The 25678-nt window shown below is 66.6% G+C and carries 18 protein-coding genes; 11 read left to right on the top strand and 7 right to left on the bottom strand.

Annotated elements, in window-relative coordinates:
* Positions 1-87: 87 nt before the first annotated feature.
* Together ACH4NX_RS27060 and eccE are read right to left on the bottom strand one after the other, a co-directional pair.
* A complete protein-coding gene (locus tag ACH4NX_RS27060) occupies positions 88-861 on the bottom strand; it encodes a hypothetical protein (protein ID WP_398129005.1) in 774 nt (257 codons plus the stop codon).
* Positions 861-2189 (bottom strand): type VII secretion protein EccE, encoded by a 1329-nt coding sequence (gene eccE, locus ACH4NX_RS27055; protein ID WP_398129004.1) that lies wholly within the window; start codon positions 2187-2189, stop codon positions 861-863. The genes ACH4NX_RS27060 and eccE overlap by 1 nt, the downstream gene beginning before the upstream one ends.
* Before the next feature lie 220 nt (positions 2190-2409).
* On the opposite strand from eccE, the gene eccB reads away from it, so the two are divergent.
* The 3 genes from eccB (at position 2410) to ACH4NX_RS27040 (ending at position 5893) form a co-directional block, all read left to right on the top strand.
* A complete protein-coding gene (gene eccB / locus ACH4NX_RS27050) occupies positions 2410-3936 on the top strand; it encodes a type VII secretion protein EccB (protein ID WP_398129003.1) in 1527 nt (508 codons plus the stop codon).
* Between the two features lie 140 nt (positions 3937-4076).
* Positions 4077-5294: a type VII secretion-associated serine protease mycosin gene (mycP, locus tag ACH4NX_RS27045; protein WP_398129002.1), complete on the top strand. Its 1218-nt coding sequence runs from the start codon at positions 4077-4079 to the stop codon at positions 5292-5294.
* Positions 5291-5893: a hypothetical protein gene (locus ACH4NX_RS27040; RefSeq protein WP_398129001.1), complete on the top strand. Its 603-nt coding sequence runs from the start codon at positions 5291-5293 to the stop codon at positions 5891-5893. The genes mycP and ACH4NX_RS27040 overlap by 4 nt, the downstream gene beginning before the upstream one ends.
* A gap of 114 nt (positions 5894-6007) precedes the next feature.
* Here ACH4NX_RS27040 and ACH4NX_RS27035 read toward each other — a convergent pair whose 3' ends face one another.
* The 3 genes from ACH4NX_RS27035 to ACH4NX_RS27025 are packed head-to-tail and all read right to left on the bottom strand — an operon-like array spanning position 6008 to position 9427.
* On the bottom strand, positions 6008-6592 hold the full coding sequence (locus tag ACH4NX_RS27035; protein WP_398129000.1) for a hypothetical protein: 585 nt from the start codon (positions 6590-6592) through the stop codon (positions 6008-6010).
* Positions 6589-8904: a hypothetical protein gene (locus ACH4NX_RS27030; RefSeq protein WP_398128999.1), complete on the bottom strand. Its 2316-nt coding sequence runs from the start codon at positions 8902-8904 to the stop codon at positions 6589-6591. The genes ACH4NX_RS27035 and ACH4NX_RS27030 overlap by 4 nt, the downstream gene beginning before the upstream one ends.
* A gap of 7 nt (positions 8905-8911) precedes the next feature.
* Positions 8912-9427: a hypothetical protein gene (locus ACH4NX_RS27025; protein ID WP_398128998.1), complete on the bottom strand. Its 516-nt coding sequence runs from the start codon at positions 9425-9427 to the stop codon at positions 8912-8914.
* Positions 9428-9773: 346 nt separating this feature from the next.
* On the opposite strand from ACH4NX_RS27025, the gene ACH4NX_RS27020 reads away from it, so the two are divergent.
* Positions 9774-10043, top strand: a complete 270-nt coding sequence (locus tag ACH4NX_RS27020; RefSeq protein ID WP_398128997.1) for a hypothetical protein — start codon at positions 9774-9776, stop codon at positions 10041-10043.
* A gap of 543 nt (positions 10044-10586) precedes the next feature.
* Here the strand turns inward: ACH4NX_RS27020 and ACH4NX_RS27015 are convergent.
* Positions 10587-11336 carry a transposase family protein gene (locus ACH4NX_RS27015; RefSeq protein WP_398128996.1) on the bottom strand — a complete coding sequence of 250 codons (750 nt, stop codon included), beginning with the start codon at positions 11334-11336 and terminating at the stop codon, positions 10587-10589.
* Between the two features lie 295 nt (positions 11337-11631).
* On the opposite strand from ACH4NX_RS27015, the gene ACH4NX_RS27010 reads away from it, so the two are divergent.
* From ACH4NX_RS27010 to ACH4NX_RS26980, 7 genes are all read left to right on the top strand, one after another.
* Complete coding sequence (locus ACH4NX_RS27010) at positions 11632-12081, top strand: hypothetical protein (RefSeq protein WP_345598036.1); 450 nt, start codon at positions 11632-11634, stop codon at positions 12079-12081.
* 1880 nt (positions 12082-13961) lie between these two features.
* Positions 13962-15221, top strand: coding sequence for a S8 family serine peptidase (locus tag ACH4NX_RS27005; RefSeq protein ID WP_398129060.1), 1260 nt, complete (start codon positions 13962-13964; stop codon positions 15219-15221).
* A 55-nt stretch (positions 15222-15276) separates the two neighbouring features.
* Positions 15277-15609 carry a WXG100 family type VII secretion target gene (locus ACH4NX_RS27000; RefSeq protein WP_398128995.1) on the top strand — a complete coding sequence of 111 codons (333 nt, stop codon included), beginning with the start codon at positions 15277-15279 and terminating at the stop codon, positions 15607-15609.
* Positions 15610-15710: 101 nt separating this feature from the next.
* Positions 15711-16010, top strand: coding sequence for a WXG100 family type VII secretion target (locus ACH4NX_RS26995; RefSeq protein ID WP_345595724.1), 300 nt, complete (start codon positions 15711-15713; stop codon positions 16008-16010).
* 115 nt (positions 16011-16125) lie between these two features.
* Positions 16126-17031 (top strand): serine/threonine protein kinase, encoded by a 906-nt coding sequence (locus ACH4NX_RS26990; RefSeq protein WP_398128994.1) that lies wholly within the window; start codon positions 16126-16128, stop codon positions 17029-17031.
* A gap of 64 nt (positions 17032-17095) precedes the next feature.
* Positions 17096-19279 carry a protein kinase gene (locus tag ACH4NX_RS26985; protein WP_398128993.1) on the top strand — a complete coding sequence of 728 codons (2184 nt, stop codon included), beginning with the start codon at positions 17096-17098 and terminating at the stop codon, positions 19277-19279.
* A gap of 55 nt (positions 19280-19334) precedes the next feature.
* A complete protein-coding gene (locus ACH4NX_RS26980; RefSeq protein WP_398128992.1) occupies positions 19335-21461 on the top strand; it encodes a serine/threonine-protein kinase in 2127 nt (708 codons plus the stop codon).
* A gap of 48 nt (positions 21462-21509) precedes the next feature.
* Here ACH4NX_RS26980 and eccCa read toward each other — a convergent pair whose 3' ends face one another.
* Entirely contained in the window at positions 21510-25475 is a 3966-nt protein-coding gene (eccCa, locus tag ACH4NX_RS26975) for a type VII secretion protein EccCa (RefSeq protein WP_398128991.1), read from the bottom strand.
* Positions 25476-25678: the final 203 nt, after the last annotated feature.

The raw sequence follows: 25678 nt of genomic DNA, 5'->3' as shown, positions 1-25678 counted from the left end.
CGGCGTCTGACGCCACGACTCGCGCACAGATGCTTGGCTTGACCGTCATACCGGACGTAATCGGGCGATCCAGTCGACGTGGTCGAGTCAGTCCATCCTCCGCGGTGTACCCAGGAGGCCGGCCTCCGCGTCGGTCGGCTCCGTCATCACGTACTGCCGGTCCCGTTCCGTACACCACAGGGTGACCCCGTCGGCAAGAGTCGGAAGCGCCTCGTATTCCGAGCGGGGCAGGCCGGTCACACGGCCGATCTCCACCGACTCATCCGGTGAGACACGTTGCACGCCCACCAGGCGCGCCTGGCGCATCAACCGCGGTGCGAGCGGACTCAGATAGGGCAGCAGCGTCAGCACCGACTGCCAGGGCGCCGAAACCACCCGACCACGCGGCGGGCGCATACCGCAGTCACGGATGACCAGAACCGGTGACATCGCCGAGGCACCCTGCGGGGGCACCCGACCCACCTCGTGCACGGTCATGCCCGACTGACCGCCGCCGACCGCCTGCACCACCTGTGCCCAGTGACCCGGACGGCCGGTCTCCACGGCGACTCTCGCACCGGTCGCAGCCACGCGCAGCGCCAGGATCTGAGTGGTCCACAGCCCGCCGATGAACAGGATGTCGAACGGCGTCGGCCGGTTCACCCCCAGCACCGCGGGCTGCCCTTCGCTGTTGACTCCCACCACGACACCGTCGTCCCCGATGGGCAGGGCGAGCGTTTCGACTTGGTCCTTGGAGAGCGTGTGCCGTGGATGGCGAGGACCCAGTAGGCCGAAACCGGTGCGCAGACGTTCCCGCATGTCCGTGACCGGTGGCCCGGCGGCGGCCGGACCAGTGGGGGCGGTAGGTGGCGTCGGGACCATCAGCGGACACCTCCGAGCGGCAACGTGGCGAGCATTCCGGGCAGTTGCTCGCGATCCAGACGTACGATCCCGGTCCGCGCCTGACGCGCGACATGTTCCAGGCCCCGGCGGGCGTCCGCCAGTTCGGTGCTGCTGCGGCCGGTTACCCGCACGTGCCCCGTGATCGTCACGTCCTGGTGGCCACTCGGTGCCAGGGTCAGACTGAAGGTGGTCGCCAGTGCGGGCACCGCTGTCAACTGGGCCACCAACTGCGGCAACCCGACACTCTGCCCCCCGAACGGGGGCCACCGGCGCACCCAGTACGTGGTGTGCCGCCGGTTGTCGCACCGCCAACTACGGCTGGACTCCTCGGTCCGCCGCCGGGCCGAGTCACCCTGTCCGGTCTGGACGGTTACCATCGGATTCGCGCACATCGAGGTGGCGAGAGCGGACGACAGCTCCTCCTCGCTCAGCAGGTTCGCCCGAAATCCGGCCCCGGTGAGCCGGCTGGACAAGTGCTCCGACGACCGCACCAGGCACTTCTGGGCCCCCGACAGTCCACCGCCGCGGGCGGCCACCGCGTCCGGGCACAGCTCCGGATCGAGTTTCAGCGCGATCCACATGATGCGGACGGCGGGAGACGCGATCTCGGCCTGCAGCTGCGCGTAGTTGGTCACCACGACCGACTGCCGCGGCAGGTGGGGAGCGGGCGCGGTCTGCGTGTGCAGCACGATCTGCGCCGACTCCAGGCGAATGCCGTCGACGTCGAGCGCGTCCCGGACCAGGGCGAGGGGGAGCGGTCTGCGACCGCGGTCGGCGCGCAGCGCTCCGGAGTCGGCCTCCACCTGGAGCACGGCGGTGAGGAAGCCCCCGTCACCCACCATGCCTACCGGCCGCCGGTCACGTTCGTTCTGGGGGACGAAGCTGTACGTGCGCAGGTTCGGCTCGCACTCCACGGCAGGGACCAGGCCGGCGTCGATGCCCTGCGGTACCGGAACGTGCGGGGCACTACGGAGACGCGCGCGCAGCGCCAGGTGACTCACCAGCCATTCCGGCAGGGAGCGCCGCCGTCGGCGTACCACCGCCAGAAGCACCAGCACGACGGCGGCGACGGCCGACGGCACCAACGCGACCGGCCCGATCAGCCAGCCGCACACCATCAGCGCGGCGGCCAGCTCCAGCAGCACCAGCCGCTGGAGGGCGACGGAACCGCCGCGTGCCGGACGAGCCTGCAAACGCGGTGTGACCGGACCCTGGGCCGGCGACGCCGGCTCCTGGGCGCCCGGCGCCGCGTCGGGACGGCGGGGCGCCGAGCGCGAGCGCGACCGGGCCCGCGATGCTGAAGCCATCACTCCAAATCCCCCGAACTCTCACCAAAGATACTGTGCTCAGCACACGGCAGGCTTCGGAAGCCTACCCGTGCCCCTTGCACCATCAGGCAACGGGCATAGTAGGGGCCGGGTCTGACGGCCGAGGTTCCGGAGGCAACCGGAGCGGGAGAGGGAACAGTGACCGACTGCTGTGTCCCCCGCTCCGCCAAGCCCTCGCACGGGGAGAGAACGAAGAGACATGGCATCACGGCGCGATGAACTGAACGCCTACACCTTCGCGAAGCGCCGCACACTCGCGTCCTATCTGCAACCTTCCCCCTCAGGTTCGGAGGAAGGCGCGCCCAGACCACTGCGGGCGATCGTGCCCGGTGTCGTCGTCGGCATTGTCGTCCTCGCCGTTTTCGGAGCGATCGGCCTGTTCAGCCCGACGGCACCGAAGGGCTGGGACAAAGTCGGGGAGCACGTGATCGTGGCGAGCGACTCCACGACCCGGTACGTCGTGCTGAAGACCGAGGGGCAGAAGCAACTGCACCCGGTACTCAACATGGCCTCCGCCAAGCTCCTCCTCGACCCCGACAAGGACAGCGTCATCACGGTCGACGAAGGTGTTCTCGACAGCGGCAAGCCACGACACGGTGCCACGATCGGCATTCCCTACGCCCCCGACCGGCTGCCCGGACCCGACGAGGCCGGGACCGCCAAGCGCTGGGTGGTCTGCGAGCGCCCTGGCCCCGGCGGCCGGGCCATCCAGAAGGCGGCGTTCGTATTCGCCGAGAAGGAATGGTCCAAGACGGAGGGCAAGAACAAGCTCTCCGGGGGCGACCTGATGTACGTCGTCGGACCGGACGGCACCTCCCAGTACGTGGTCGACTCACGCGGTTACGCCTACCCGCTGGCCGACCCGGACGACAAGGAACTTCTCAAGGCGCTCGACACCCAGGGCCGAACCCCCCAACGGGTCTCCCAGGAATGGCTGGACACCCTCCACAAGGGCGACCCGGTCGACATCCCGGAGATCGAGGGCACGCCCGGCGCGGACGCGGGAGCCTCCGACATGCTCGGGCAGTACGACAAAGTGGGCATGGTCATCAAGGCCTACGACGGCCGGCGCATGCAGTACTACGTCGTCCTGAGCGGCGACGTGGCCCGCGTCTCGGAGTTCACCGCCACCCTGCTCCTCAACAGCGGCGACCTCGTCAACGTCGGTCAGGCCGGCGAAGCACAGCAGGTCAGCCCCGGCGCGGTCGTCGACAGCACGAAGTTCGAGGGACAGCGGAACTGGCCGTCGTACCGTCCGAGGACGGTCAACGATGGCTCATCCGCCACCTCCGGCCGCAACACCGTCTGCAACGTCCTGCGCTCGGTGAACGCCAAGAACGGCGAGACGACCCTTTCCACCTGGGCGAGCACGGAATTCCCCGACCAACTGCCCACCGGCTCCTCCAGCGCGTACGTCACGCCCGGCTCCGGACAGCTCTACCGGCAGATCCAGGGCACCGAGACGAAGGCCGGCGGCATCTTCCTGGTCACCGACACGGGGCTGCGCTACGCCCTCCAGTCCAACAGCGACAGCGCCACCGACGACAAGGGCATCGGAACCTCAGACAAGCAGCGTGAGCAGGAACTGAGTGAGTCCCGGATCGCCCAGACCCGGCTCGGCTACGAGGACGTGAACCCTTCACCCGTCCCGGCGCAGTGGTCGACGTTCCTGCCCACCGGGCCACGACTGTCGGAGGCGGCCGCACGCCAGCCGCAGGGCTCGTAACCGCCATGGCACCCTGGAAGAGCACGAGTATGCAGAAACAGACGAAGACCCTCACCGAACGGCGGACCGGGCCTCTTGCGAGGTCTTTCGCCGGGCGACTTCCCAGTTGCCGAGGTCGTGTCCGGGCGCTGACGGGCGCCGTGCTCGCCGCTTCCGTGCTCGTCGCACCGACGGTACTCGTGCTCGCCGCCGCACCCGAGGCGTGGGCGGCCGACGGTGGTCAGTGCACCTTCCCCTCCGAGAAGTACGCGGGCAGACCGTGGGCCCTGCAACGCGTCAACCTCGACGCACTGTGGGCGCAGTCGAAAGGCGAGGGCGTCCAGGTCGCGGTGATCGACACGGGCGTCGACGTGAAGCACCCCCAACTCGCCACCGCCGTCGACGAGTCCAAGGGTAAGAACTACCTGCCCCCCGAGAACAAAGAGGGCGAAAAGATCGAGCGCGGCAACGCGCACGGCACCACGGACACCGTCGGTCATGGCACGCGAGTGGCCGGCATCATCGCGGCCCGCCCCGCCGAGGACACCGGTTTCGTGGGCCTGGCCCCGGAGGCCTCGATCATCCCGATCAAGCAGAACGACGCGGAGGGCAACGGCACGGCGGAGACGCTCGCCACGTCGATCCGCCACGCCGTGGACGTGGGCGCCGACGTCATCAACGTCTCCCAGGACACGGCCAACGCCGTCAAACCCGACTCGGCCCTGAAGTCGGCCGTCGACTACGCCCTGGGCAAGCAGGTCGTGGTCGTCGCCTCAGCGGGCAACGACGGCCTCGGCGGCGAGGACAAGACAACCTACCCGGCCTCGTACGAGGGAGTCCTCGCCGTAGCATCGTCCGATCGCAACAACGAACGCGCTCCCTTCTCCCAGGCAGGCGCGTTCGTGGGCGTGGCGGCTCCCGGCGTCGACATGATCTCCACCGTGCCGGGCGGCGGCCACTGCTCCGACAACGGAACCAGTTTCTCCGCCCCCTACGTGGCGGCGGTGGCCGCACTGCTGAAGGCCGAGTACCCCAAGTGGACGGCCGCGCAGATCGTCGCCCAGATCGAGCAGACGGCGGAGCGTTCCATACCCGGCCACGACCGCCTCGTCGGCTGGGGCGTTATCGACCCGGTCAAGGCCCTGACGGACGTGGACCCGGCACACCCCGTGGAGTCCCCTGCGGCCGAACAGGCAGGCGCCCGCGCGAAGGCCCCCGACGTGGCCCCCCTCCATCTCGGCGAGACGGCCGAGGAACGCAACACCCGCCTGGGCACCTACGTGGTCGTCGGCGGCCTGGTACTGGCAGCGGGCCTCGGCGGCACGGCGGTGGCGGTACGGGACTCACGGCGGCGGGGTGGACGGGGAGAACAGGTATGACCACGCTGTCGGTGATCACCTTCATCCTGGCGGCCATCCTGATCGCCATGGCGTGCGTCAAGGCCGACCGGGTTCGCTCCTGGCGCACGTCGTTGAATCCCTCGGCCCCCGAGGTCCCCGACGCGGCCTTCGTCGCCGCGCGCGTGCTGCTCCTCACCATGGCCGCCACCTGCCTCTGGGTGGGCGTCCAAGGCCTGGCCGTCGAGGACGACTCCAAGTGGAGCGACGACGAACTGACCAGTGCGGTACAGGGCGCAGTCACGGCTGTGGACGGAACCTCGAAGCTCGGTGACATCCACGGCAGCGAGGCCCACGTCGACCAGGACAACGCCAGGATGATCGAGAACGAGGTCATCGAGCATGGTGCCGGCGACGCCCCGCAACTCGGGGTGGACGCGGCCTCGTCACCTGGCAATACTCCGAGCCAGGCCTCGTACACCGTCACGGCCAACGGCGCGGACGTCGCCTTCTGCGTCGCGGTGAACCGCACCCGCACGAAGGAAGACGACTACCAGCCCCCAGGAATCGCGGGAGGCTCTGGGACGGTCACGATCCCGAGCTACTCGTACAGGGTGACGAGCCGGACGGGGGCCTGCTGAAGAGCACGCCTGGCGCCTGATTGACGACGCTCTCCAGGCCAGGCTCACCGTGGCTTAAGCATGGTCGCGAACCGCCAGGCGAAAGGCTCGTCGCCCTGCACCGTCGCAGTGATGCTACTGCGCACCTGCCGTGCATGCGGAAGAATCTTCGACCTTTTCGGTGTAGGCAGTAACGAGCTGCTCGATGGCATCGGAGTCGCTGTGTTTCGATCCCTGAAATTGCAGTGCCACGTACAGTTCCTGCTTGTGCTCGCGGTCTACGCAACTGCGAGTCTTGCCGAACCCCTCGTTTCCGGAGAATCGATACCGCCCTGATTCGGCCGAGAGTTTGGGTGTTTCCAGGGTCTGCCCTGATGCGAAGTAGGCCGTAGTTTTCCCTTGACCTACCCAGGCCTGAGTGGCAGTAAGAATCAATGTTTCATCGACTACGACCTTGCAAATTTCAGTCGCATAGTGCTCTTCTTTGGTCACTTCTATGCTTTTTCCTGCAGGGAGGAACGGTGTGATTTCCTCTGCATTCACCGATGTTCCACACAAACTGTCAGGCACCGCATAATCGCGATCTTGCTCTTGACTGCTGCATGCCGTGACCAGGGTAAGAGCAATGATCGTAACGAGCGTCGGGAAGGAGATGAAAGTGCTGATCCCTGAGATTTTCTGGCGGCGCTCGTCGGCGCCTCCCCTCCGTCGCGTTCTCATGAATACTCCGTGATGCTTCCGGGCGCCTGCCCATCGAGAATTGCTCGAGCGTTGATATAACCCTGACGACTGGCTTCTCCGGCAGCCGATGTGACGTCATCGGCATCTATCGTGGGGTACTTGTCTGCTGATTCTCGCACGGCCGACTGCGTGATATCCATGCCTCTCACCAAGCCTTGATGCCAGTACTGGCCACCAGTGGTTTGAGCTTCCGCCTTTGCTTTTCCTTCTGCGTCCTGGAACAGTTCTTCCAGGACAACGCTTGTCACGGTTGCTGTGCCGCCGCCGACCGCAGCGCCGACCCATGGCGTCGCAACGAAGGATGTGCCCACGCCTACTACGGTACCTACCGCGCCAGAAATCATGTTTTTCCGCTGAGCGATAGCATTCTCGTATCCTTTGTCCTTGTCTGACGCCTCCTTCCCGATAAATTCTTGGGCACCCAGTCCAAGAGTTCCAGAGACTTCTCCCGATCGCCCTGCGATTTTCTCGGCAAGCAGCTGATAGTTCTCGGAAACACGTTGATCCGATGGGAGGTCTGGATTCAAGTGGTAATCCATGAGCCGTGCCATGTAGTCCTTTTGGCCGACCTCAACGGCGGCATACCCCTCCGGGTTCTGGCCGATGGCAAAGAGGAGTTTACTTACGTCCGTGTGCGTAAGCTCGGCTTCCGAGCCGGCGACTGGATACAATTTTTCGATGGCATTCCAGTCTGCCGATTTCGGATCCCGCTGCTCATCGCTCATCGCACGGTTCAGGTCCGGAAGGTACTCGGATGTAATCTGGCCGATGCTGTCAGACATGTAGCCGTGGCCGGTCAGTCGCTCCGGGTTGTCCGCGATGGAGGAGACCAGACTCTCCATCAGCTTTGCCTGTTGTGCATTGTGGGGCGGTGTGTCCGCCGAAGGCAGCTCGCCGGCCGGGTGCCCTGTCGTTGCAGCCTCCAAGGCCAGAGCCAGGTTGTTCTGCCCGGTGTAAAGCTCATCACCCTTTGAGTTCGATTCCTGTGGCCAGTCCCGCTCCTCGAAGAGGTACTGGAAATTGGAGAGGGTAACCTTTCCGTTCTTTCCGTTGCCATCAGTGTCCCGTTCGAACGGGTTGTCCGGGTCTTTCTTCGACACGAACTCTTGATTGAAGAAGTCGGTAGCCGCATCAGGGCTGTTGGACAGTCCCTTCAGGTATCCCGTCAGTGGGTCAATCCCGCTGTCGTCCCCGATCCGATTAAGCCAAGGAGACATGGCGCTGTTGCTCCAAAAGCGGTTTTCGTGCTCCCCGTTCCCCGTGAGTTTCCGCTCGGTGGCCATGAGCTTCGTGCCGTAGTCCTTGAGGAACCGGTCGTCGTAGTCACCGGTCCGCATGAGGTTGCTCATGACCTGGAATCCCATGGGTCCGCCCCGGTCGCCGTACAGCGGCTTGTCGCCGATGTCGATCATCGTGCGCTTCCAGTCGGTCATCGCCGCGGAATCGCTCTGAGTGGCGTGTGCCAGCGTCATGCCCAGGCTGCGCTGCAAGTCGTCGAACTGCTCCAGGCGCTCTCGGCCCAGCTCGTAGGTGCCTCGCTGCGGGTCATTGATCCCGGTCCAGAGCTCAAGCGTGTTCTTCGGCCCGAGCGCGGTGGCGAACCGCTCGGCGAACAGCTCGTCGTCGGCGTACTTCTTCAGCCCGGCGTTGAGCCTGTCGAAGTCCTTGACGCTGAGGTCGGCCGGGTCCTTCTTGGCGAGGGCGGCCAGCTCGTCGGCCTTCTTGACGGCCTCGGCGGCGGAGTCCCGGTCGGTGTAGTTCGCGTCCGAGAACCCCAGTTTGCTCTGGTCGGCGATGGCCTGGAGGACGGTCTTGGCCGTGTTGTCGCTCTCGGTGGCCTTGTTGAGGATCCCCTGGATCTGGTCACGCAGCGCGGTGATGTCGCCCTTGTTGTCCTGGTCCATCTTGCTGCGGGCCTCGGGGGGCACGTTCGTGGTGACGGTGAAGCCACCCTCGTAGCCGATGACCGTGAGGTTCTTCTTCCGGCCGCCCTCAAGGGCGTCGAGGAGTTGCTGGTGGTAGCCCTTCAGCTCGCCCACCGTGTCGTTGAGGATCTTGTAGATGGTCTCCGCCTGGGTGTGGGCGTCGGTGAACTCGCCGGCAGTCTTGCCGATGAACTCCTTGGACACCTTGGCATTCACTCCGGCCCAGTCGGCCTTGTTGGCGCCCTGGTGAAGATTGTCCTCGGCGTCCGTCTTCATCGTTTTAAGATTATCGACGAGTGTCGACCAGTCCGTGACAGCGTCGTCGACCAGCTTGAAATTGGCGTCGCGCAGAGCTTCGAGTTCCATATCTGAGTCAGTCGTCCTTCTTCTCGCTGCGCTCGCCGTAAATCTTGTTCTTCTCGCCAGGTTCTCCAACCCGTTCATTGAAGCCTGAGTCCAGCGTCGCAATACTGCTCATCTGCCGTTGGATGTAACCCTCGTCGCCGTCATGGATCTTCTTCGAGACCTGCATGTGGTTGGAGATCTGGGCGCATGCGTCCATGAGGGACTTGAGCTGTTCCTCCCACCGGTTCGACACATGCTGAAGCCCCGCCCCGAGCGCGAAGCCCTGTTTCGACAGACTGCCGGCGGCGGTGTCACTGCTGGCGATGTGGACCCGCGCCTTGTCCCACAGCTGGTTGTACAGATCGTGGGCGTCCTTGCCGACCTTGGTCAGGGCGTCGTTCTTGACTTCCAGGCTCCCGTAGTGACTCGGTGGAGCGCTCGTCGGCCCGCCGCCATCCATTTGGTTCAACTGCATGTGCGTGGAGGACCCCTGCTGCCGCTCCAGCGCGTCGGCCTTGAGCTGCTCCCACTCGTCCCATGCCATGGACGGCTACCTTCCCCGTGTACGAAACAATCGCCGCCGTTGGCGAGCGGACGGCGTCCTGCGGTGCCCGGACTCAGCCTCAAGTTAGCAACTGTGCGGCAGAGCACTGCAGGAGCGTCCGAAGTGCCCCAGTTGCCCCGGTGTACATACTGGCCCTGCAGGTGGTTTCTCCCGACAGCCTCGCTGCCGTCCCGGAAGAGCACCGGGTCGGGGACGGGGCGGTGTGCGGCCTGGCGGGCCTGAAGTTCCCCGGGCGTCCGGAGAACCGGACCAAGGAGACGCAGACGGTCCAGGACGGCCCGGCCCCACCTGGGCGTGCGAGGTCGCGGAACACGCCACCTATGCCGTGACCCAGGATCCGCACATCGCGGCGGGCATCCGTTCCTCTCCCGGATACACCGAGCTGCCGCAGGTGGCCGGCCACCAGATGTCGGGCTTCGACAACCGGCACGTGGTCGCCGACTGCGCAGGCACTCCGACGTACTTCTCCATGGAGTTCGGCCAGGCCTTCACCGCCGCGGTCGAGACGCCGGGCGCTCCCCGCATTCAGGACCTGCTCACCAACTTCATCGACACCGTCAGCAAGCGGTTCGGCTGCCCAACAGTAGCTTCCTGACCAAGGCTGTTCCGACCGAGGACTCATGGACACGGCACAGGGAAGGAGCCTGGGTGCGCCCTCCCTGACGGGTGTTCTTCGCCAAGGTGTGGTTCAGCGGGTAGCTCGGGGCCGTGATCTGCCGTACGACCAGGGTGACCGGACTTCCACTGGTCCAGCGCTGCTGCTCCTGCCGTGACACCGTCCGCCCATGCCGGTTGTTCACCGAGCCGGACCGGGTAGGTACAGATGGCGCGCGGCTGCGCGGAGCCGCTGAGAACAGGACTACCCCGCCGAGAGGGGTAACTGGCCCAGGACCGGGGGCGCCATCGGTTCTCTGTCAACGGCTCGGCCCTGACGGACTGCTGGCGATCAGGCGCACCGCATGTGGGCGAAGCTCAAGAAGGTGGGCCGGAGGGCGTGCCATGAATCAAAGCTCCTACACGTGGCTTTCGAGTTTCCGGCGCCCCTCAGTGCCGTTCAGCGAGGCCTCGTACCGTTCGAGCGCAGTCCTGGGCTTCGAGCGCAGCGCCCCCGCCATTGAGCGTAAATCACTGAGCTTCTTCAGCGTTGCCTCTCCAGGGTCAGGACGGCTTTGGCGATTGACGTCATGCGCTTCGGACTGCAGCGGGCCCTGCGGAAGATCCGCCAGGACTTCAATCGGGCGACACCCCGTTCGACAGGTGCTCGTGTCGCGGCCAGGGCCCGGTTGACGGTCTTCTCGGTGGGCGTGAGGTCCTGCAGGGGCCTGCGCTTGATGCCCGTGGTCAGCCAGGGGCCGCCGCCCTGGTAGGCGAGATCGGCCAGGATAGGGACGCCCTGGCGCTCGCAGATCCGGATGATGCGGTGGGTGCGGGCGGCGGTCAGGTCGTGGGTTCGGCCCGGCAGCGCGGGTGAGATCCACAGCAGCCGGCCTTCGGGATCGGTGATGACCTGCACGTTCACACCGTGGCGCCGGTGTTTGTGGGAGTACTCGGCCCGGCCGTCGCCGACCCGGTCGCAGTCGGCGAGGGTGCCGTCGAGCAGGACGAAGTCGGGTTCGTGCTCGCGCAGCGTCTTCAGCAGGCCCGGTGCACGTTCGGCGAGCAGGTGGATGACCGCGCTGGTGTAGGCGTGGGCGGTGGACTCGCTGATCCCGAACCCGGCGTCGATCTTCGCCAGAGTGGTGTGCTCGCGCAGGTACACCAGTGCCACCATCGCGCGCTGGGACGGACGGAGCTTGCAGCGGCGGTCGCCCTCACGGGTGACGATGAGCATGGTGACCCACTCCACGAGTGCGTGCGGCAGGTCGAGTGCGGCAGAATGGATGACCAACGAGGCCTCCGAGCAACGTGATTGAGACGTCAGACATCTCGATCAACAGCTCGGGGGCCTCGCTCGTTGCGCTTCATGCCCGTCACCCGATCGGTGGCCAGCTCGAAGAAGCTCACCCAAAGCGTCACACTCGTGGCTGACTTGTAGCTGAACCCACACGCATCACGGTTGGCCCTGTCGTACCGGTTCACTACAGTAGTGATCGCATGGTGCGCGTGGTTCGCTTTGCGAACGCGGATGTGAGCGGCCAGTCGGCCGCAGCCATGGTTCTACGGGGAAACGGGGAGGGAGCGACGTGCTTCCAGCAGACATGGTGGGGGGCGTGTCGACCGCCAGGGCAGCAAACCTGGAGGTCACTGGCGAGGCGCTGAGTACGTTCGTGAAGCGGGTGGACGGAGCCCTGAGCGATCTCGAAGGTTCGCCTGGTAACCCCAAGCGAGTCGGTGCCCAGACGATCAAGCCGGGGTCATTGAACAGCGGCAGCGCGGATGCCTTCCCGGAGGCGCACGCCCTGTACCTGGAGTACAACCGGGTTCACGAGAAGCTCACTTCTCTCTCGAAGACGCTGCACCTGCAGATCGAGGCGATCAGTATCGCCGTTCAGGGTGCGCATGTGGGCTTCGACAACCTCGAAGAGGAACAGCGCCGGCGCTTCTGGGCGATCCAGATGCAGATCGAGCAGGTTGAGGGTACCGCGGACGGCAAGCAGCGCACTGAGGGCAACAAGACCACCGGGGACCTGTGACGATGACCGACAAGCAGCATGAAGAGGACCTGGAGCGAGTCTCCCAGCAGAACTCGGTCACGGACCTCACCCGTTTCGTCGAAGAGCGGCCGAGTGGCGGATTCCTTGGGGGAATCTTCAATGGTCTGGTGCGCTCTGCTGTGGACAAGACGCCGTTCGGGCGAGCGATGGACGGCCGCACAGACTTTGAGCGCCACCGCCTCAACGCCATGATCGACCTGGTCGAGCAGACCAACCCGGAGGACCTGGAGTCGTCCGGCAGGGCTCTGTGGGAGGCGCGGGACGCCATCACGGACGCCGCCAAGGAACTGGACGGCCACATCGGGGAAGTCCACTGGGTCGGGGAGTCGGGCGAGGCCTTCCGCAAGTGGGGACGGTCGCTGGTCACCAGTACGTATGACCTGAGCGCCTTCGCCGGTGGGGCGGGCGATCAGATCACCGCTGCTGCCGTAGGCCTGGCGGCGGTACGCAAAGCCATGCCTCAAAGGGATACACGGCCGCCGGACAAGGCACTGCCGCCCGAACAGATTCCGGCCCCCAAACAGGTCGACGGCAACGAGGAATACGCCACCGCGGTCCGGGTTGAGAAGGACCGTCAGGAGGCGATCAACCTGATGAATCGGTTGTCGTCGTACTACGCGGTATCCAGAGAACAACTGGAGAGCCTGACGGCCCCGGAGTTCAAGTCGATGCCGGACGTGGGGGTGCCGAAGCCTCCTCCCACTAGTAGCGAAGATCTGGTTTTCGGGGGCGCTGCTTCGGTATCATCAAGGACGAGCGGTACGGCCGGCGTTCTGGGGCATCAGTCATCGGCCGCCGCAGTGGCTCCGGTCGAATTACACGAATCAACTGACACCACTCTGCGGCCCACAGAGGTCACAAGGGTCATTGCGGAGCCGAGCGTTGGGGTCGGTACGACTATCGACAGTGTCGGTACCCTGCCGTCCTCGGCGCCGTCCACCACTGGGAATATCACCTCAACTACCGGAGCACCGGGCGGAAACAGCGGAACGGCCAACACGTTCGGTACCGGGTATGGGATGCCGGTTCCAAATACGGTGCCAAGTAAGGGAGCTGGCGGACCGAGCGGTGCCCGGGGCCCACTGACCCCCCAAGGAGGAACAGGTAGGGTCGGCGTGACTAGCGGGGCTTCAGGCCGTGCTGTGGGGAGCGCACCTGTTGGCCAGACGGGGCGCACTGCGGCGAGCGGTCAGGCACTCGCAAAGGGAGTTTCCCCTGCAGCAGGGCCGTCACCGATGGGCTCGGGAGTGACCGGCGGTACCGCACGGCAGGGGGGGACGTCTGCTCCAATGCCGCATGGTGGCGCTGCAAGCGGCGCCGGTCGTGCGAACGGCGTGGTTGGGGGCCGGCCTGTGACGAGTGCTGCAACGCCGACGAAGAGCGGACAGAGAATCCCCCGTGGCACGGTTGTTGGTGCCGAAGCGGCAGTCGGCTCCCGGTCGGCCGACCGTCGTTCTGGACAGGGCGGCATCTTCGGTGGACCGCCCCCCGCCGTCAGGCCTGGTCCTACCACGAACAGGCCTCTTACCGCCCCATCAAGGTCTGAGTTCATCACTGGCAGCCCTGCCGCACGCAGTTCCGCAGCCCACGCCGAGCGAAATGGTATGACCCGCGGAGGAGCCGGCCTAGTGCGTGGCCCGGGCGGCCGCGGAAGACCTGCCGGAGATCGCGATGAGGAAGAGACACTGCGTTCCGGCCGTCCGAGCGAAAACCAAGAGACTCACCTGCCTGCCCAGCAGCGGCGCGACGTGCCGCCAGTCGTCAACTAAGCGCTAACGAGGACGTACAACGTTATGAAGCCGGGGACCAGTCGACTGGCCGAGCGGAATGTCTTTCGCAGGACACGGCGCGTGCGACGAGTGCGTGCTGTGAGCGCGGTCGTCGGCGCTTTGACGGCTGTGGGTGTGGGGTTTGCTCCGAATGCTGCAGCGTTCGACGTTGAGTCGGAACAGTGGTATTTGAAGCCCATGCAGGTCGAGCAGATGTGGAAGGTCAGCACAGGGGAAGGTGTCAAGGTTGCTGTCATTGACACAGGTGTGAATCCCAATACCTCTTCCCTCAGCGGCCAGGTTCTGGTGGACGAAGTCCCGAAGGCGGTTGCCTATGGTGCCACGGACGACTACGCGGGCCACGGCACGAGTATGGCTGAGCTGATCGCAGGCACGGGAGCCAATGATGGGCTGCAAGGTATCGCGCCGGGGGCAAAGATTGTCCCTTATCGCATTCAGCTCCGAGGCCTGAAAGGGGCGGAAGAGACGCGAAAGACAGCCGTGTCAGCGGAAGCGATCAAAGCCGCTGCCGACACCGACGCTAAGATCATCAGCATGTCCTATGGTGGCTACTACCTTGATCTGGACGTGAAGAAAGCGATCAAGTATGCCGCTTCAAAAGGAAAGCTGCTGATCGCAGCTGTAGGAAACGATGGCGAGAGCGAGGGTCTTATTGGATACCCGGCTTCGGCTCCGTATGTGCTAGGTGTTTCATCGATGGACGAGGGTAGTAATATTTCTGAATTCTCGTCGCATGGTAACTACGTAGACCTGGTCGCGCCTGGAGAGGGTATTCCCGGATACTGTCAGGCCAGTTTCAAGTCGTACTGTCCCGATCTCGAGGGAACCAGCTCCGCCACGGCAATCGCCGCAGGCGCTGCCGCCCTCATTTGGTCCGCTCACCCGGACTGGACGGCCAATCAGGTCACCCGCTCCCTGATCGACACCGCCAGCCGTGACTGGCCGAAGGACGACCCGACTCAGTACGCGGGCTATGGGACCATCCGCCCCCGCTCGGTGCTGGCGAACCCGGACTACGATCCCGGCGAGCCGTATTCCGACCCGCTCGGGAAGTGGAACAAGGAGAAGGGGGAGAAGCTGGTGACGGAGATTCCTCCGGCATCCTCCTCTTCTGAGCCGTCCGCGGGTGCAACAGCCGGGTCACAAGGCGCGGACGGGTCTTCTGCGGACAAGCCGGCGGGAGCAGGATCGGGTGATGCGAAGACCGTGTCGTCCGATGCGTCGGACGACAGTGGCAGCACGTTGTGGATCGCGCTGGGTGCCGCCGCAGCCGTGGTCGTGATCGGCGGGGGCGCCTTCGCCGTACTGCGGGCGCGGCGCGCGAACTGACACCGGCGTCGTCGGTGCCGTATCAGAGAAGGAACAGGGAGGGCAGGGGCGGATCATGGCCGTCGACCAGAAGCTCGAAGATGCAGCGGTAGTCAAGCTGCAGAAGGACATGTACGAGAAGTTCGAGAGCATCCGGAAGCGGGTGCACAACCTGCAGGGCGTGATCGACAGCCTTGAGGGTCAGTGGCAGGGCATCGGCCGTGCCGCGTTCGACACGAAGCAGTACGAGATCAACACGTCGCTGCAGAACATGGGCCGCATCCTCGGGGACGTCGTCGAGGCGATGACCGCGACGCGCAACATCAAGGACAGCAAGGAAGACGAAGTCCGCGCAGCCGTGAACAAGATCAATGTTCACGATGGCGCGTCCGCGCTCAATTCGTACTGACACGAGCGGCTTTCCAGGCATTGAGTCGGGGCATCGACGGGCCGGAACGGGGACGTCGGTGTCGACAGCAGCCACAGCTGAAGGAAACGAGGTAGGCAGGGATGAGCCGTAACGCGGACGGTCTGCAGGTAACGTACGACGGACTTGACTTCGCGGCGACCAACATCGCCAACGAGGCGAAGTTGCTCGACGAGGACATCCAGCAGCTCCGTCAGATGGTGCTCAACAGCAAGCAGTACTGGGCGGGCAAGGCCCAGGGCACGTTCGACGAGAAGCTGGGGCGCTGGGACAAGGAAGCCAGCGACATCCACCAGGCCCTGATGGGTATCGGCCGCGTCGTGGGTCAGTCCGGCGGTACCTACATGGAGGGCGACCTGGCGGCGTCCAGGTACCTGCAGTAGCCACGGCGGCAGGAGAGCGGCAGTAACGAGGGTGGGCGTGCGCGGGAGACGCCCACCCTGCTGCTGTCCGAAGCGGTCACAAGCAAGAGACCGGGAATGAGAGACAAGGAAGCACATGAGAGGCATCGGAAGCGGCGTGCTGCCGTCGTCCTGTCCCTACAGGGCTCTCACCCGGCTCGATATTCACAGTTCCGCCACCGCCGCTCCCGTATCGATGGAGCGTTTCGTCGCACGTAGCGCCGACGGCGAACGCACGGTTCTGCTCAGCAAGCCCCTGGCCACGGTCGAAGCGCGGCCTTTTCTGGCCGAGGCCGAGTTTTCCCGTTACCTTCTGGGGCCCTGGGTCCTGCCGGTCGTCGACATCGCCGCTCCCGGTGGGGAGGCGTGGGTGGCTCATCGGTACGTACCCGCTCTACCCCTGCCCACTGTGCTGGCACTACACGGCCGCCCCCTGCCAGAGCGAACCGTCAAGGCACTCGCAGTGGCCCTGGTCGAAACCCTCGCCGTGCTGCACGGGCAGAACATCACTCACGCGGGAGTGTCTCCGTCCTCGGTGCTGATCGCCACGGACGGACCTCGGCTCACGTGCTACGGAGCAGCGCGAGCCGCCGTACCGGACGATGTCCCGCGTCGTGAGGCACCGGGGCTGGACTCCGGCAGCCTGCCGCCGGAGCAGGCGGCGGGCGGGAAGCCCCGGCCGCTGGGTGACATCTACGCGTTGGGCGCGACGCTCGCCTATGCCGCGACGGGATACACGGTGCCGGAACGGGAGGAGCTGCCTTCCTTTCTGCGGCCACTGGTCGGTCGGTGTCTGGCGAGAGACCCGGCACAGCGTCCCTCACCCCTGGAGATGATCGAGGAACTGGTGGAGGGCGCCGCGCCCCTCGGCTCCGCGCAGATCGGTCCCGCCACACGCGCCGGGGCCTTGCTCGGCCCTGGATGGCTGCCCGCTCGGGTGGTAGCCGGCATCGCCCACCAGTCGGCGTCCGTGCTGGCCGCGGAACTGGCGCCGGCGACGTAGTCCTGTGCCTCACCCGTGTCGACATTGCCAACCCCGCCTCACCTGACTTCGACAACGAGAACCCATGCCGACTGCACTCACCCACGACGATCCGATCGCCTTCGGTCCCTACCGGCTTGTCGCCCGGCTCGGCAGCGGCGGCATGGGAACCGTGTACGTGGCGCGCTCGGCCGGTGGGCGAACGGTCGCGCTCAAGACCATGCACGCGGCCATCGCAGCGGATCCCGCCGCCCGTACCCGCTTCCGGCTGGAGGTCGATGCCGCCCGGATCATCGGCGACCGGTTCGGCGCCCGGGTGATGGACGCGGACCCTCTGGCGGAGACGCCCTGGATGGCCACCGAATACGTCCTCGGGCCGTCACTCGACGAGGCTGTGGGAATCGCGGGGCCCTTGCCGGAGAATTCCGTGCGGGCCCTTGGGGCCGCGCTGTGTGCGGCGCTCAGCCAGTTGCACCGCTCGGACATCGTGCATCGTGACCTCAAGCCGTCCAATATCCTCATCGCCGGGTACGGGCCGAAGCTCATCGACTTCGGCATCGCGCGGGCGATCGGCGACGATCGCCTCACGCGCGCCGGTGCTGCCGTGGGCACTCCGGCGTTCATGTCACCGGAGCAGGCGACGGGACAGGAACACGGCCCGGCCGGCGACGTGTTCGCGCTCGCCGGAGTGCTGGTGTTCGCGGCTACAGGGCGTGCCCCGTTCGGGCACGGACAGGCGGCGGATCTACTTTACCGGGTCCGCTACACGGAAGCAGACGTCGACGGCGTGCCGGCGTCGCTGGCGCATGTGCTGGCCGAGTGCCTGGCCAAAGCACCGGACGAGCGGCCGCGCACCGAGGAGCTGGCTGCTCGACTCCACGACGGGTCAGGGGAGTTCGCCGAACATCTGCCTGACGTCCTGCTCGCGGACATCGGGCGGCGGGCGGCCGACGTATGGCAGCTGGTGCCGCAGCGTTCGGCTCCACCGGCGATACCGGACATGCCACCGGAGGCACCCGGCGGTCCGGGGCGCTCGCCGTCGCGTAGGCGCTTCCTGGCGTTGGGCGGGGCACTGGCCGTGGGCGGCGTGGGCGCGGCCGGGTCACTGTGGTGGCAACGAGAAGGCGCCAGTCGGCGGAAGCCGAGTGCGCGGCCACGTGAGACACGCAATCTCGAACCACTGTGGCTGTCCGAGCGGTCCGGCATGATGATGATGGAGGGCTGGGGGCTGATCATTCCCCACTCGGCCAACGGGCACATCGACCTCGCCATGCACGCTCAGACCGTGCGCCTCTCCTCCGCCACGGGCAGACGGCAGGAGTTGCTCGTGGGCCCGGGAGAGTGGTGGCAGATGACAGCCGTCGCGGACCGGATCTATGAGCTCTCGGCCGACTTCGAGCACAGCACGAGCAAGCCCTTCCCGGTCGAGGTAGCCGTCTATGACGAAGAACAGAAGTATGTGAAACCGACCGGTACGTACTTCGAGGACACCGCGTTCGACCTCCGCGGCAACCAGTTGCTCGGCATCGTCGAGAACATCGCGTACGTCGCGGTGGGCCAAGGGGAGTCCAAAACGGGCGACTTCCGCGCCTCGCAGACATGGACGTTGCGTGCCGCGGACCTCACCACCGGAAAGACCCTCTGGAAACAGCCCCTGCCGAAAAGGCCGGATGGGAGTACCCGTCTGCATTTCCTCGCCGCAAAGGTCGTGGGCACACGGTTGGTGATGTTCCAGGAGGCGGAGGACAAGGCAGTACGAATCGTGGTCCGCGACACCCGCACCGGAGCCACCCTCTGGGACAAGCCCCACGACACCGAGGACCCCGAGCCCCTGCGCAGCGAGATGGCTGTCGACCGGCAGCACCTTTACGTCGGAGGTGCCCGCCTGAAGGCGCTTCGGCTCACCGACGGGGCACAAGTCTGGGCGACCGAACAGAAGCGTGGATACGGTCCGCCGACCGTGAAGGACGGCGTGCTGTACGCCGTCGCCGAGAACACCGGGATCACAGCGGTAGACACAGAGCGGGGCAAGGAGCTCTGGACCGAGAGGACGGATCAGACGTCAGGGGTGTACACCGACTGGCGCCCCCTCGTCGGTGACCGCCACGCGTACTACCGGAACGGTGTCCACCTACGGGCGGTGGGCCTGCCGTCCCACACCACCGAGCTGACTTACAAGACGAACGGTGAGCAGTTCCACGAGGACCCGCAGGCCGGACTGATCCTCGCCGTGGACGCTGACCGCCTGGCCGCCTACAAGCTCAGCTAGCCGACCCGGCCCACAAGGAAGTTCCTCGAGTCGCCCCTCGGCAGAAAGACCAAACATGGAACCCCTCGGTACCGGAGACCCGATCCGCCTTGGCCCCTATCGCCTGCTCGGCGTCCTCGGCGAGGGCGGCATGGGAAAGGTCTACACGGGCCAGGACGGTGCCGGAGACCTGGCAGCCATCAAAGTGCTGCGCCCCGAACTCGCGCACGACGCCCACCTCGCCCAGCGTTTCGTACGGGAGGCCCTGGCCGCGCAGGCCGTACGCAGCCCGGGTGTGGCGGCAGTGCTCGGGGCGAGGACGGAAGGCGCGCGGCCATGGATCGCCACCGAGTTCCTCGCCGGACTGACCCTCGATCACGCGGTCGACACCTACGGCCCGCTGGATGAAACCGCCCTGAGGGCCCTGGCCGCGTCCCTCGCCCGTACCCTTAGTGACATCCACACCGCGGGCTTCATCCACCGCGACCTGAAGCCTCCCAACATCGTCCTGACGTCCAACGGGCCGCGCGTCATCGACTTCGGTATCGCCCGGCCCGAGCACGGACTCACCCTCACCAGCACCGGCCAGGTGCCCGTCACCCCGGGATACGGGGCGCCGGAACAGGTACTTGGGCAGCGCGTCACCCCGTCGGCCGACGTGTTCTCGCTGGGGGCGGTGCTCGTGTACGCGGCCACTGGCCGACGGGCGTTCGACGGCGGACACGTGGCGGAACTCCAGTACCGAGTCGTCCACGGCGAGCCACTGGTCGAGGGCATCGAACCCCGGTTGCTGGATCTCATCGTTCCCCTCCTGGCCAAGGACCCGGCCGCGCGCCCGACCCCCGGACAGATCGCGCAAGCCATGGCTGTGCCGAAGGGCGCCGCCCGTGCCTGGCGAAGGGGTAGCCTCGCCGGCGGGATCAAGCAGCGCGAGGCCGACACGCGCGCGTTGATCGGCCAAGCGCTGCCGTCCGGCGAAGAACAGACCACATCTGTCACACGGCGACGCCTGATCACCGGGCTCGCCGCGTCAGGCGCCGTCCTGGCCGCCGGCGGCGGCGCGACGGCCTGGTGGCTCGATAGCCGGGAGGATAAGCCTGCCCCCCGGGCCAGGAAGGCCGACCCGTTCGACATCCCACCCGCTGTCGCGACGCCTCAAGAACCGCTCAGCCCTCTTCGCGAGAAGTCGTCCTACCTGGGCAGCCCGGCACCGATCTGGTCCCTGACGGATGAGGCGGACGTCTTCTCACCGACCCTGCTGCCCGTGCGCGACGTCATCGTCTTCGGTGCCGCGAGCGGTGGCGTCGTCGCGTACGACGTCAGGGACGGTACTCAGCGCTGGAGCGCCCCGGTCGTCCAGCCGAAGCGGGGCTACCTGTCGCTCTCGGACCGGTTGGTGGTGGGTGCCGACGGCAAGGGCGGACTTCACACCTACGTGCCGTCCACCGGGGAGACACGATGGACGTGCGCCGGGGCCCGGGCCAAGCGGCTGCTCGCCGCCGACGAAGAGGCTGTGTACGTCCTCACCGAGGACGAGCGGCTGCGCAGTGTCCGGCGTGCGGACGCGAAGGTGGGGTGGACGGTCGAGCTCCCCGGCGACTTCGTGAAGAAGCTGAACGAGCACGCCGTCGTCGGGCAGGGCCGACTGGTACTCCCGACGACGGACGGCAACGTTCTCGTCGTGAGCACGAGCGACGGCCGTCCGGCGTGGCGCCGCCGCGACGGTGCCAGTGTCTCGGTCCGCCCCGCCGTCGCGGGCGACACCGTGTACCTCAACGGCAGAACACTGGACGCGCGCCGTATCAGCGACGGGAAACTGGTCTGGAGTGCGAAGCTCGGCGAGGACGAGGCCGCCGCAGACGAGTGGGGACATCCAGTGGTTGCCGGGGAGGCGGTGTACGCCGTTGGCGGCATGTTCCCCAGACGCCTGAAGAAGAGCAATGGTGAGCTGGTCTGGCGGGGACGATTCGATGCCTTCGTCGCCAGCCCCCTACTGGTACAGGGCCACGGCGTCTGGTCGATCCTGCCGGACGACATTAAGGAGGACCAGCTCATCGTCGGTGTCGCCACGGTGGCCGAGGGGGAGCGGGCCTGGAGGTCCACCACGGTGCCGATGTTCGAGTACAGGGTGCGCATGGCCGCCGACGGGAACCGAGCTTTCTACCTGAGCGACAGCTCGGTCTTCGCGCTCACCTGCTTCTGAACGGGCTGGGGCCTTCCGACGACGTGCGGAAGGCCCCAGCCGACGACTTCAGACGTCGTCCACCAACCCCACCTGAACCAACGGCTTCCCCCGCCGTCGTGACACGAACACGCCCCGCCCCGGCGGCATCGGGCGGGGGCGCACCCCGCCCAGCAGGTCGCCCTCTGCCGGATCGCCGCTGAGAACGATGCCCTGGGCGCCGAGTTCCTTGAGGCGCTGCATGAAGGCCTCGTAACCGGCGCGGCCCGCGCCCGCGGTGGAGCGGGCGATGATGAAGCGCACACCGACGTCCCGGGCGAAGGGCAGGAGTTCGGTCAGTCCTGCCAGCGGATTGCCGCTGGACGTGGCCACCAGGTCGTAGTCGTCGATGACGACGTAGACCGTCGGCCCCTGCCACCAACTCCGGTCGCGCAGCTGTTCCGGCGTGACGTCGGCCGTCGGTGTACGACGCTGCATCAACTCGACCAGCGCGTCCATGTGGTGCTGCATCTGATTCGACATGGGCACGTACTCGGCCAGATGCGACGGCGGGGTCACCCCCAGCAGGGAACGGCGGTTGTCGATGACGAACAGCTTGCAGGAGTTGCCGTCGTAGCGCTCGGTGAGCCGCTGGATGAGCACCTTGAGCATGTTCGACTTGCCGGACTCGCTCTCGCCGAAGACCAGGAAGAACGGGTCCTGGTCGAAGTCCACGAACACCGGTTCGAGGGCGTCCTCGTCGAGTGCGAACGACACGCCGCGCCGGGGGAACCGGTCGCCGGGCGGAAGTTGACGCACCGGGAACTCGCGCGGCAGCAGCCGCACCGCGGGCGCGCCCGGCTGCTGCCAGTGCCGGGTGACCTCGGCCGCGAGTGCCTGCGTGGCCTCAGCCAGGTCAGTGTCGGAGGACAGCCCGTCCATGCGCGGGACCGCCGCCATGAAGTGCTGCTTCTGCGGGGTCTGGCCTCGCCCGGGCACACCCGTAGGCACGGTCGCCGCGACCTTGCGGTCGAACTCGGAGTCCATGGAGTCGCCGAGCCGAAGCTCGAGACGGTTCATCAGCAGGTCCTTGAGATTGCCCCGGACCTCCATGGAGCGGGACGCGGTGAGGACCAGGTGGATGCCGTAGCCGAGACCGCGTGCCGCGATGTCAAGCACGATCGACTCCAGCGCCTCGTAGTCCGCACGGAAGTTCCCCCAGCCGTCGATCGCCAGGAACACGTCGCCCCAAGGCTGGTCGGTCACCGAGATGTCGCCTCGCGCACGGCGGGCACGGAACTCCGCGATCGAGGAGATGCCGGCCGTACGGAAATACTCCTCACGGCGGGTCAGTACGCCGTACACTTCGGCCGCCGTGCGCCGTACCTTCTCAGGGTCGAGGCGTGAGGCCACGCCGCCGACGTGTGGCAGGCCAGCCACCGCCGACAGACCGCCGCCACCGAAGTCGAGCCCGTAGAACTGCACCTCGTGCGGGGTGTGTGTGAGCGCGAAGGAGGCGATGAGCGAGCGCAGTAGCGTCGACTTGCCGGACTGCGGGCCGCCAAGGATCTGCATGTGGCCGGCCGCGCCTCCGAAGTCCACCCACAGCGGGTCCCGTCGTTGCTCGTACGGCTTGTCGACGATGCCAACGGGCACCACGAGCCGCCCCGCGCCCTCATAGCCGGGCTGGGTCAGGCCGCGCCCCGCCACCTGGGCGAGGCCGGGCAGCAGCGCGTCGAGCGACGGCGGACTGTCCAGCGGAGGCAACCACACCTGGTGGGCGCTGGGACCCTGTGCCTCGAGACGCCGTACGACGACGTCGAGCACGGTGTCGGTGAGCGCGTCGTCGGATTCGTCCGGAGTCTCCTCCCGCTGCGGCGGCACCGGCGCGTACCGCACCGGCACCTCTGCGGCGGTGAACAGTACGGGACGCCGGTCGACCGGCAGCGGGCCGCCGAGGGATGCCGTCTGCTGTGCGCTTGTGCGGTACACGCCCGAGACATAAGCGGCCTTGAAGCGCACCATCTCGTCCGTGCCGAACTTCAGGAAGCCGGAGCCGGGGACGTTCGGCAGCTCGTAGGCGTCCGGGACACCGAGCGCGGCCCGGGACTCGGCGGCGGAGAAGGTACGGAGACCGATCCGATACGAAAGGTAGGTCTCCAGTCCGCGCAGACGCCCTTCTTCGAGCCGCTGCGAGGCGAGCAGTAGATGTACACCCAACGACCGACCGATACGGCCGATCTGCACGAACATCTCGATGAAATCGGGTTTGGCCGTGAGCAGTTCGCTGAACTCGTCGATCACCAGGACGAGCGAGGGGATCGGCTGCAGGGCGGCGCCTGCCGCGCGGGCCTTCTCGTAGTCGTGAATGTTGGCGTAGTTGCCGGCGTCGCGGAGCATCTCCTGACGGCGGTTGAGCTCACCGCGGATCGAGTCGCCCATTCGGTCGACCAGGGTGAGGTCGTCCGCGAGGTTGGTGATCACGGCGGCGACGTGGGGCAGTTGCGCCATACCGGCGAACGTCGCCCCGCCCTTGAAGTCGGCGAGTACGAGGTTGAGGGTCTCGGAGGAGTGGGTCACGGCCAGGCCGAGGACCAGAGTGCGCAGCAGTTCCGACTTTCCCGAGCCGGTCGCACCCACGCACAGGCCGTGCGGTCCCATGCCCTCCTGCGCAGCCTCCTTCAGGTCGAGCATGACGGGCCTGCCATCCTCGCCGACACCGATCGGCACCCTGAGCCGTTCGGACTGGGACCGGGGCCGCCAGGTCCGACGTGGATCAATGGAAACGGCGTCGCCGAGGTTGAGGAGATCGGTGAACTCCAGATTGGCGAGGAGAGGCTCGTCGTTGTCCCCGCCCGTTCCCACGCGCAGCGGTGCCAACTGCCGGGCCAAGGCTTCCGCGCTCTCCTGGGAGAGGAGGTCGGGCGTACCCTCGTAGACCGCCCCGTGCGCCGATTCCAGACGCAGTTCCTTCGGCTGTACGACGAGCGAGAGGTCCCCACGTCCGGTGGTGAGAGTGCCGGGAACCACCTCCAACACGGTCACCCCCTGCAGGCCCTCCGGACTGGCCAGCAGCGACGTCGGCGGCAGGGAGATCCCGTCGAGAACGATGACGAGGTGCGGCTGCTCGGGCACCGGCCGGCCGTCCGGGTGGAACCTGGGGCGGCCCTCGAGACGGGCGCCGAGCAACTCCTCCAGGACCGTCGGCTCGGCCGTGATCAGACGCCGTGAACCCGCACCGTCCGAGTTGCCGTCGGCCTGTACGTGGGGGAGCCATTTGACCCACTCCCATTCTGGCGTCGATTCACGCCCGAGAACGATGCCGATCACCAGGTCCTCGGGAGAGTGCACCGCGGCGAGCGAGGCGGTGACGGCCCGGGCGGTGCCGCGCACGGAAACCGGATCACCGCTGATCGTCACGTGGTAGAAGGACCGCAGCGAAACCGCGATCGGAAGGTCCTCAAGCGTGCTGTGCGTGGCCAGGAACCGATGCATGGCACCGGTGGTCAGCGGCTCCAACTCGTCCACCGGGGCGGTCTCCGGCGGGACCAGGGGGGTGGCCAGGGCCTGCGGGCCGAGACCCACGCGCACCTGGCCGAAGTCCTCGTCGCCCGAGCGCCGCTCCCACAGCCGGCTACCCTCCGCGACCAGCGCCCACAGTTGCTCCGGTGAGGGGTGCAGGTAGTACTGGGCGTCACGCTGAGCCTTCGCCGTCTCCTGGGCGGCGCGCCTGGCCTGCGACAGATAACGGAGGTAGTCCCTGCGCATGTCGGCCAGCTGGCCCTGGTTGCCGCGGCGGTAGCGAACCAGCATCGCGATGCCCATGGCGATCGTGGACGCCACCATCACCATGCCCATGATCTTCATGAAGGGCTGGGCCTGGGGGTTGAAGAAGAACACCACGGACCCGCCCATGCCGAGCATGGGCAGGAGTTGCATCAACGCGCCTTCCTGCTGCCCGCGCGGAAGCTCCGGCGGTGGCTGCAGGTGAACCTCCTCCGTGGGCACGTTCTCCGGCAGTGCCCGGGGCGGGCGCTTGACGACGATATGGCTCACTTCGTACCAATTCCCTTGCCGGCCCGACTCGTTCCGCCCGCCGCCAGTCTCCCGGCGTACGTCGATCGCGAAGAGCGATCCTACTGACACACCGTGGCAGGGGCGGGCGGTAGGGTACCTGCGGGACGCGTGAGCGGTTGCGAACCCGCTTGGGACTTCCAGGTCCTCGTGGACGATGCAACGCTCGACAGGAGTACCCCGCG

This window comes from Streptomyces sp. NPDC017225 (assembly GCF_044331465.1).
In the GTDB taxonomy this organism is placed as follows: Bacteria; Actinomycetota; Actinomycetes; order Streptomycetales; family Streptomycetaceae; genus Streptomyces.
This window is presented reverse-complemented; position numbering and strand designations above follow the sequence as displayed.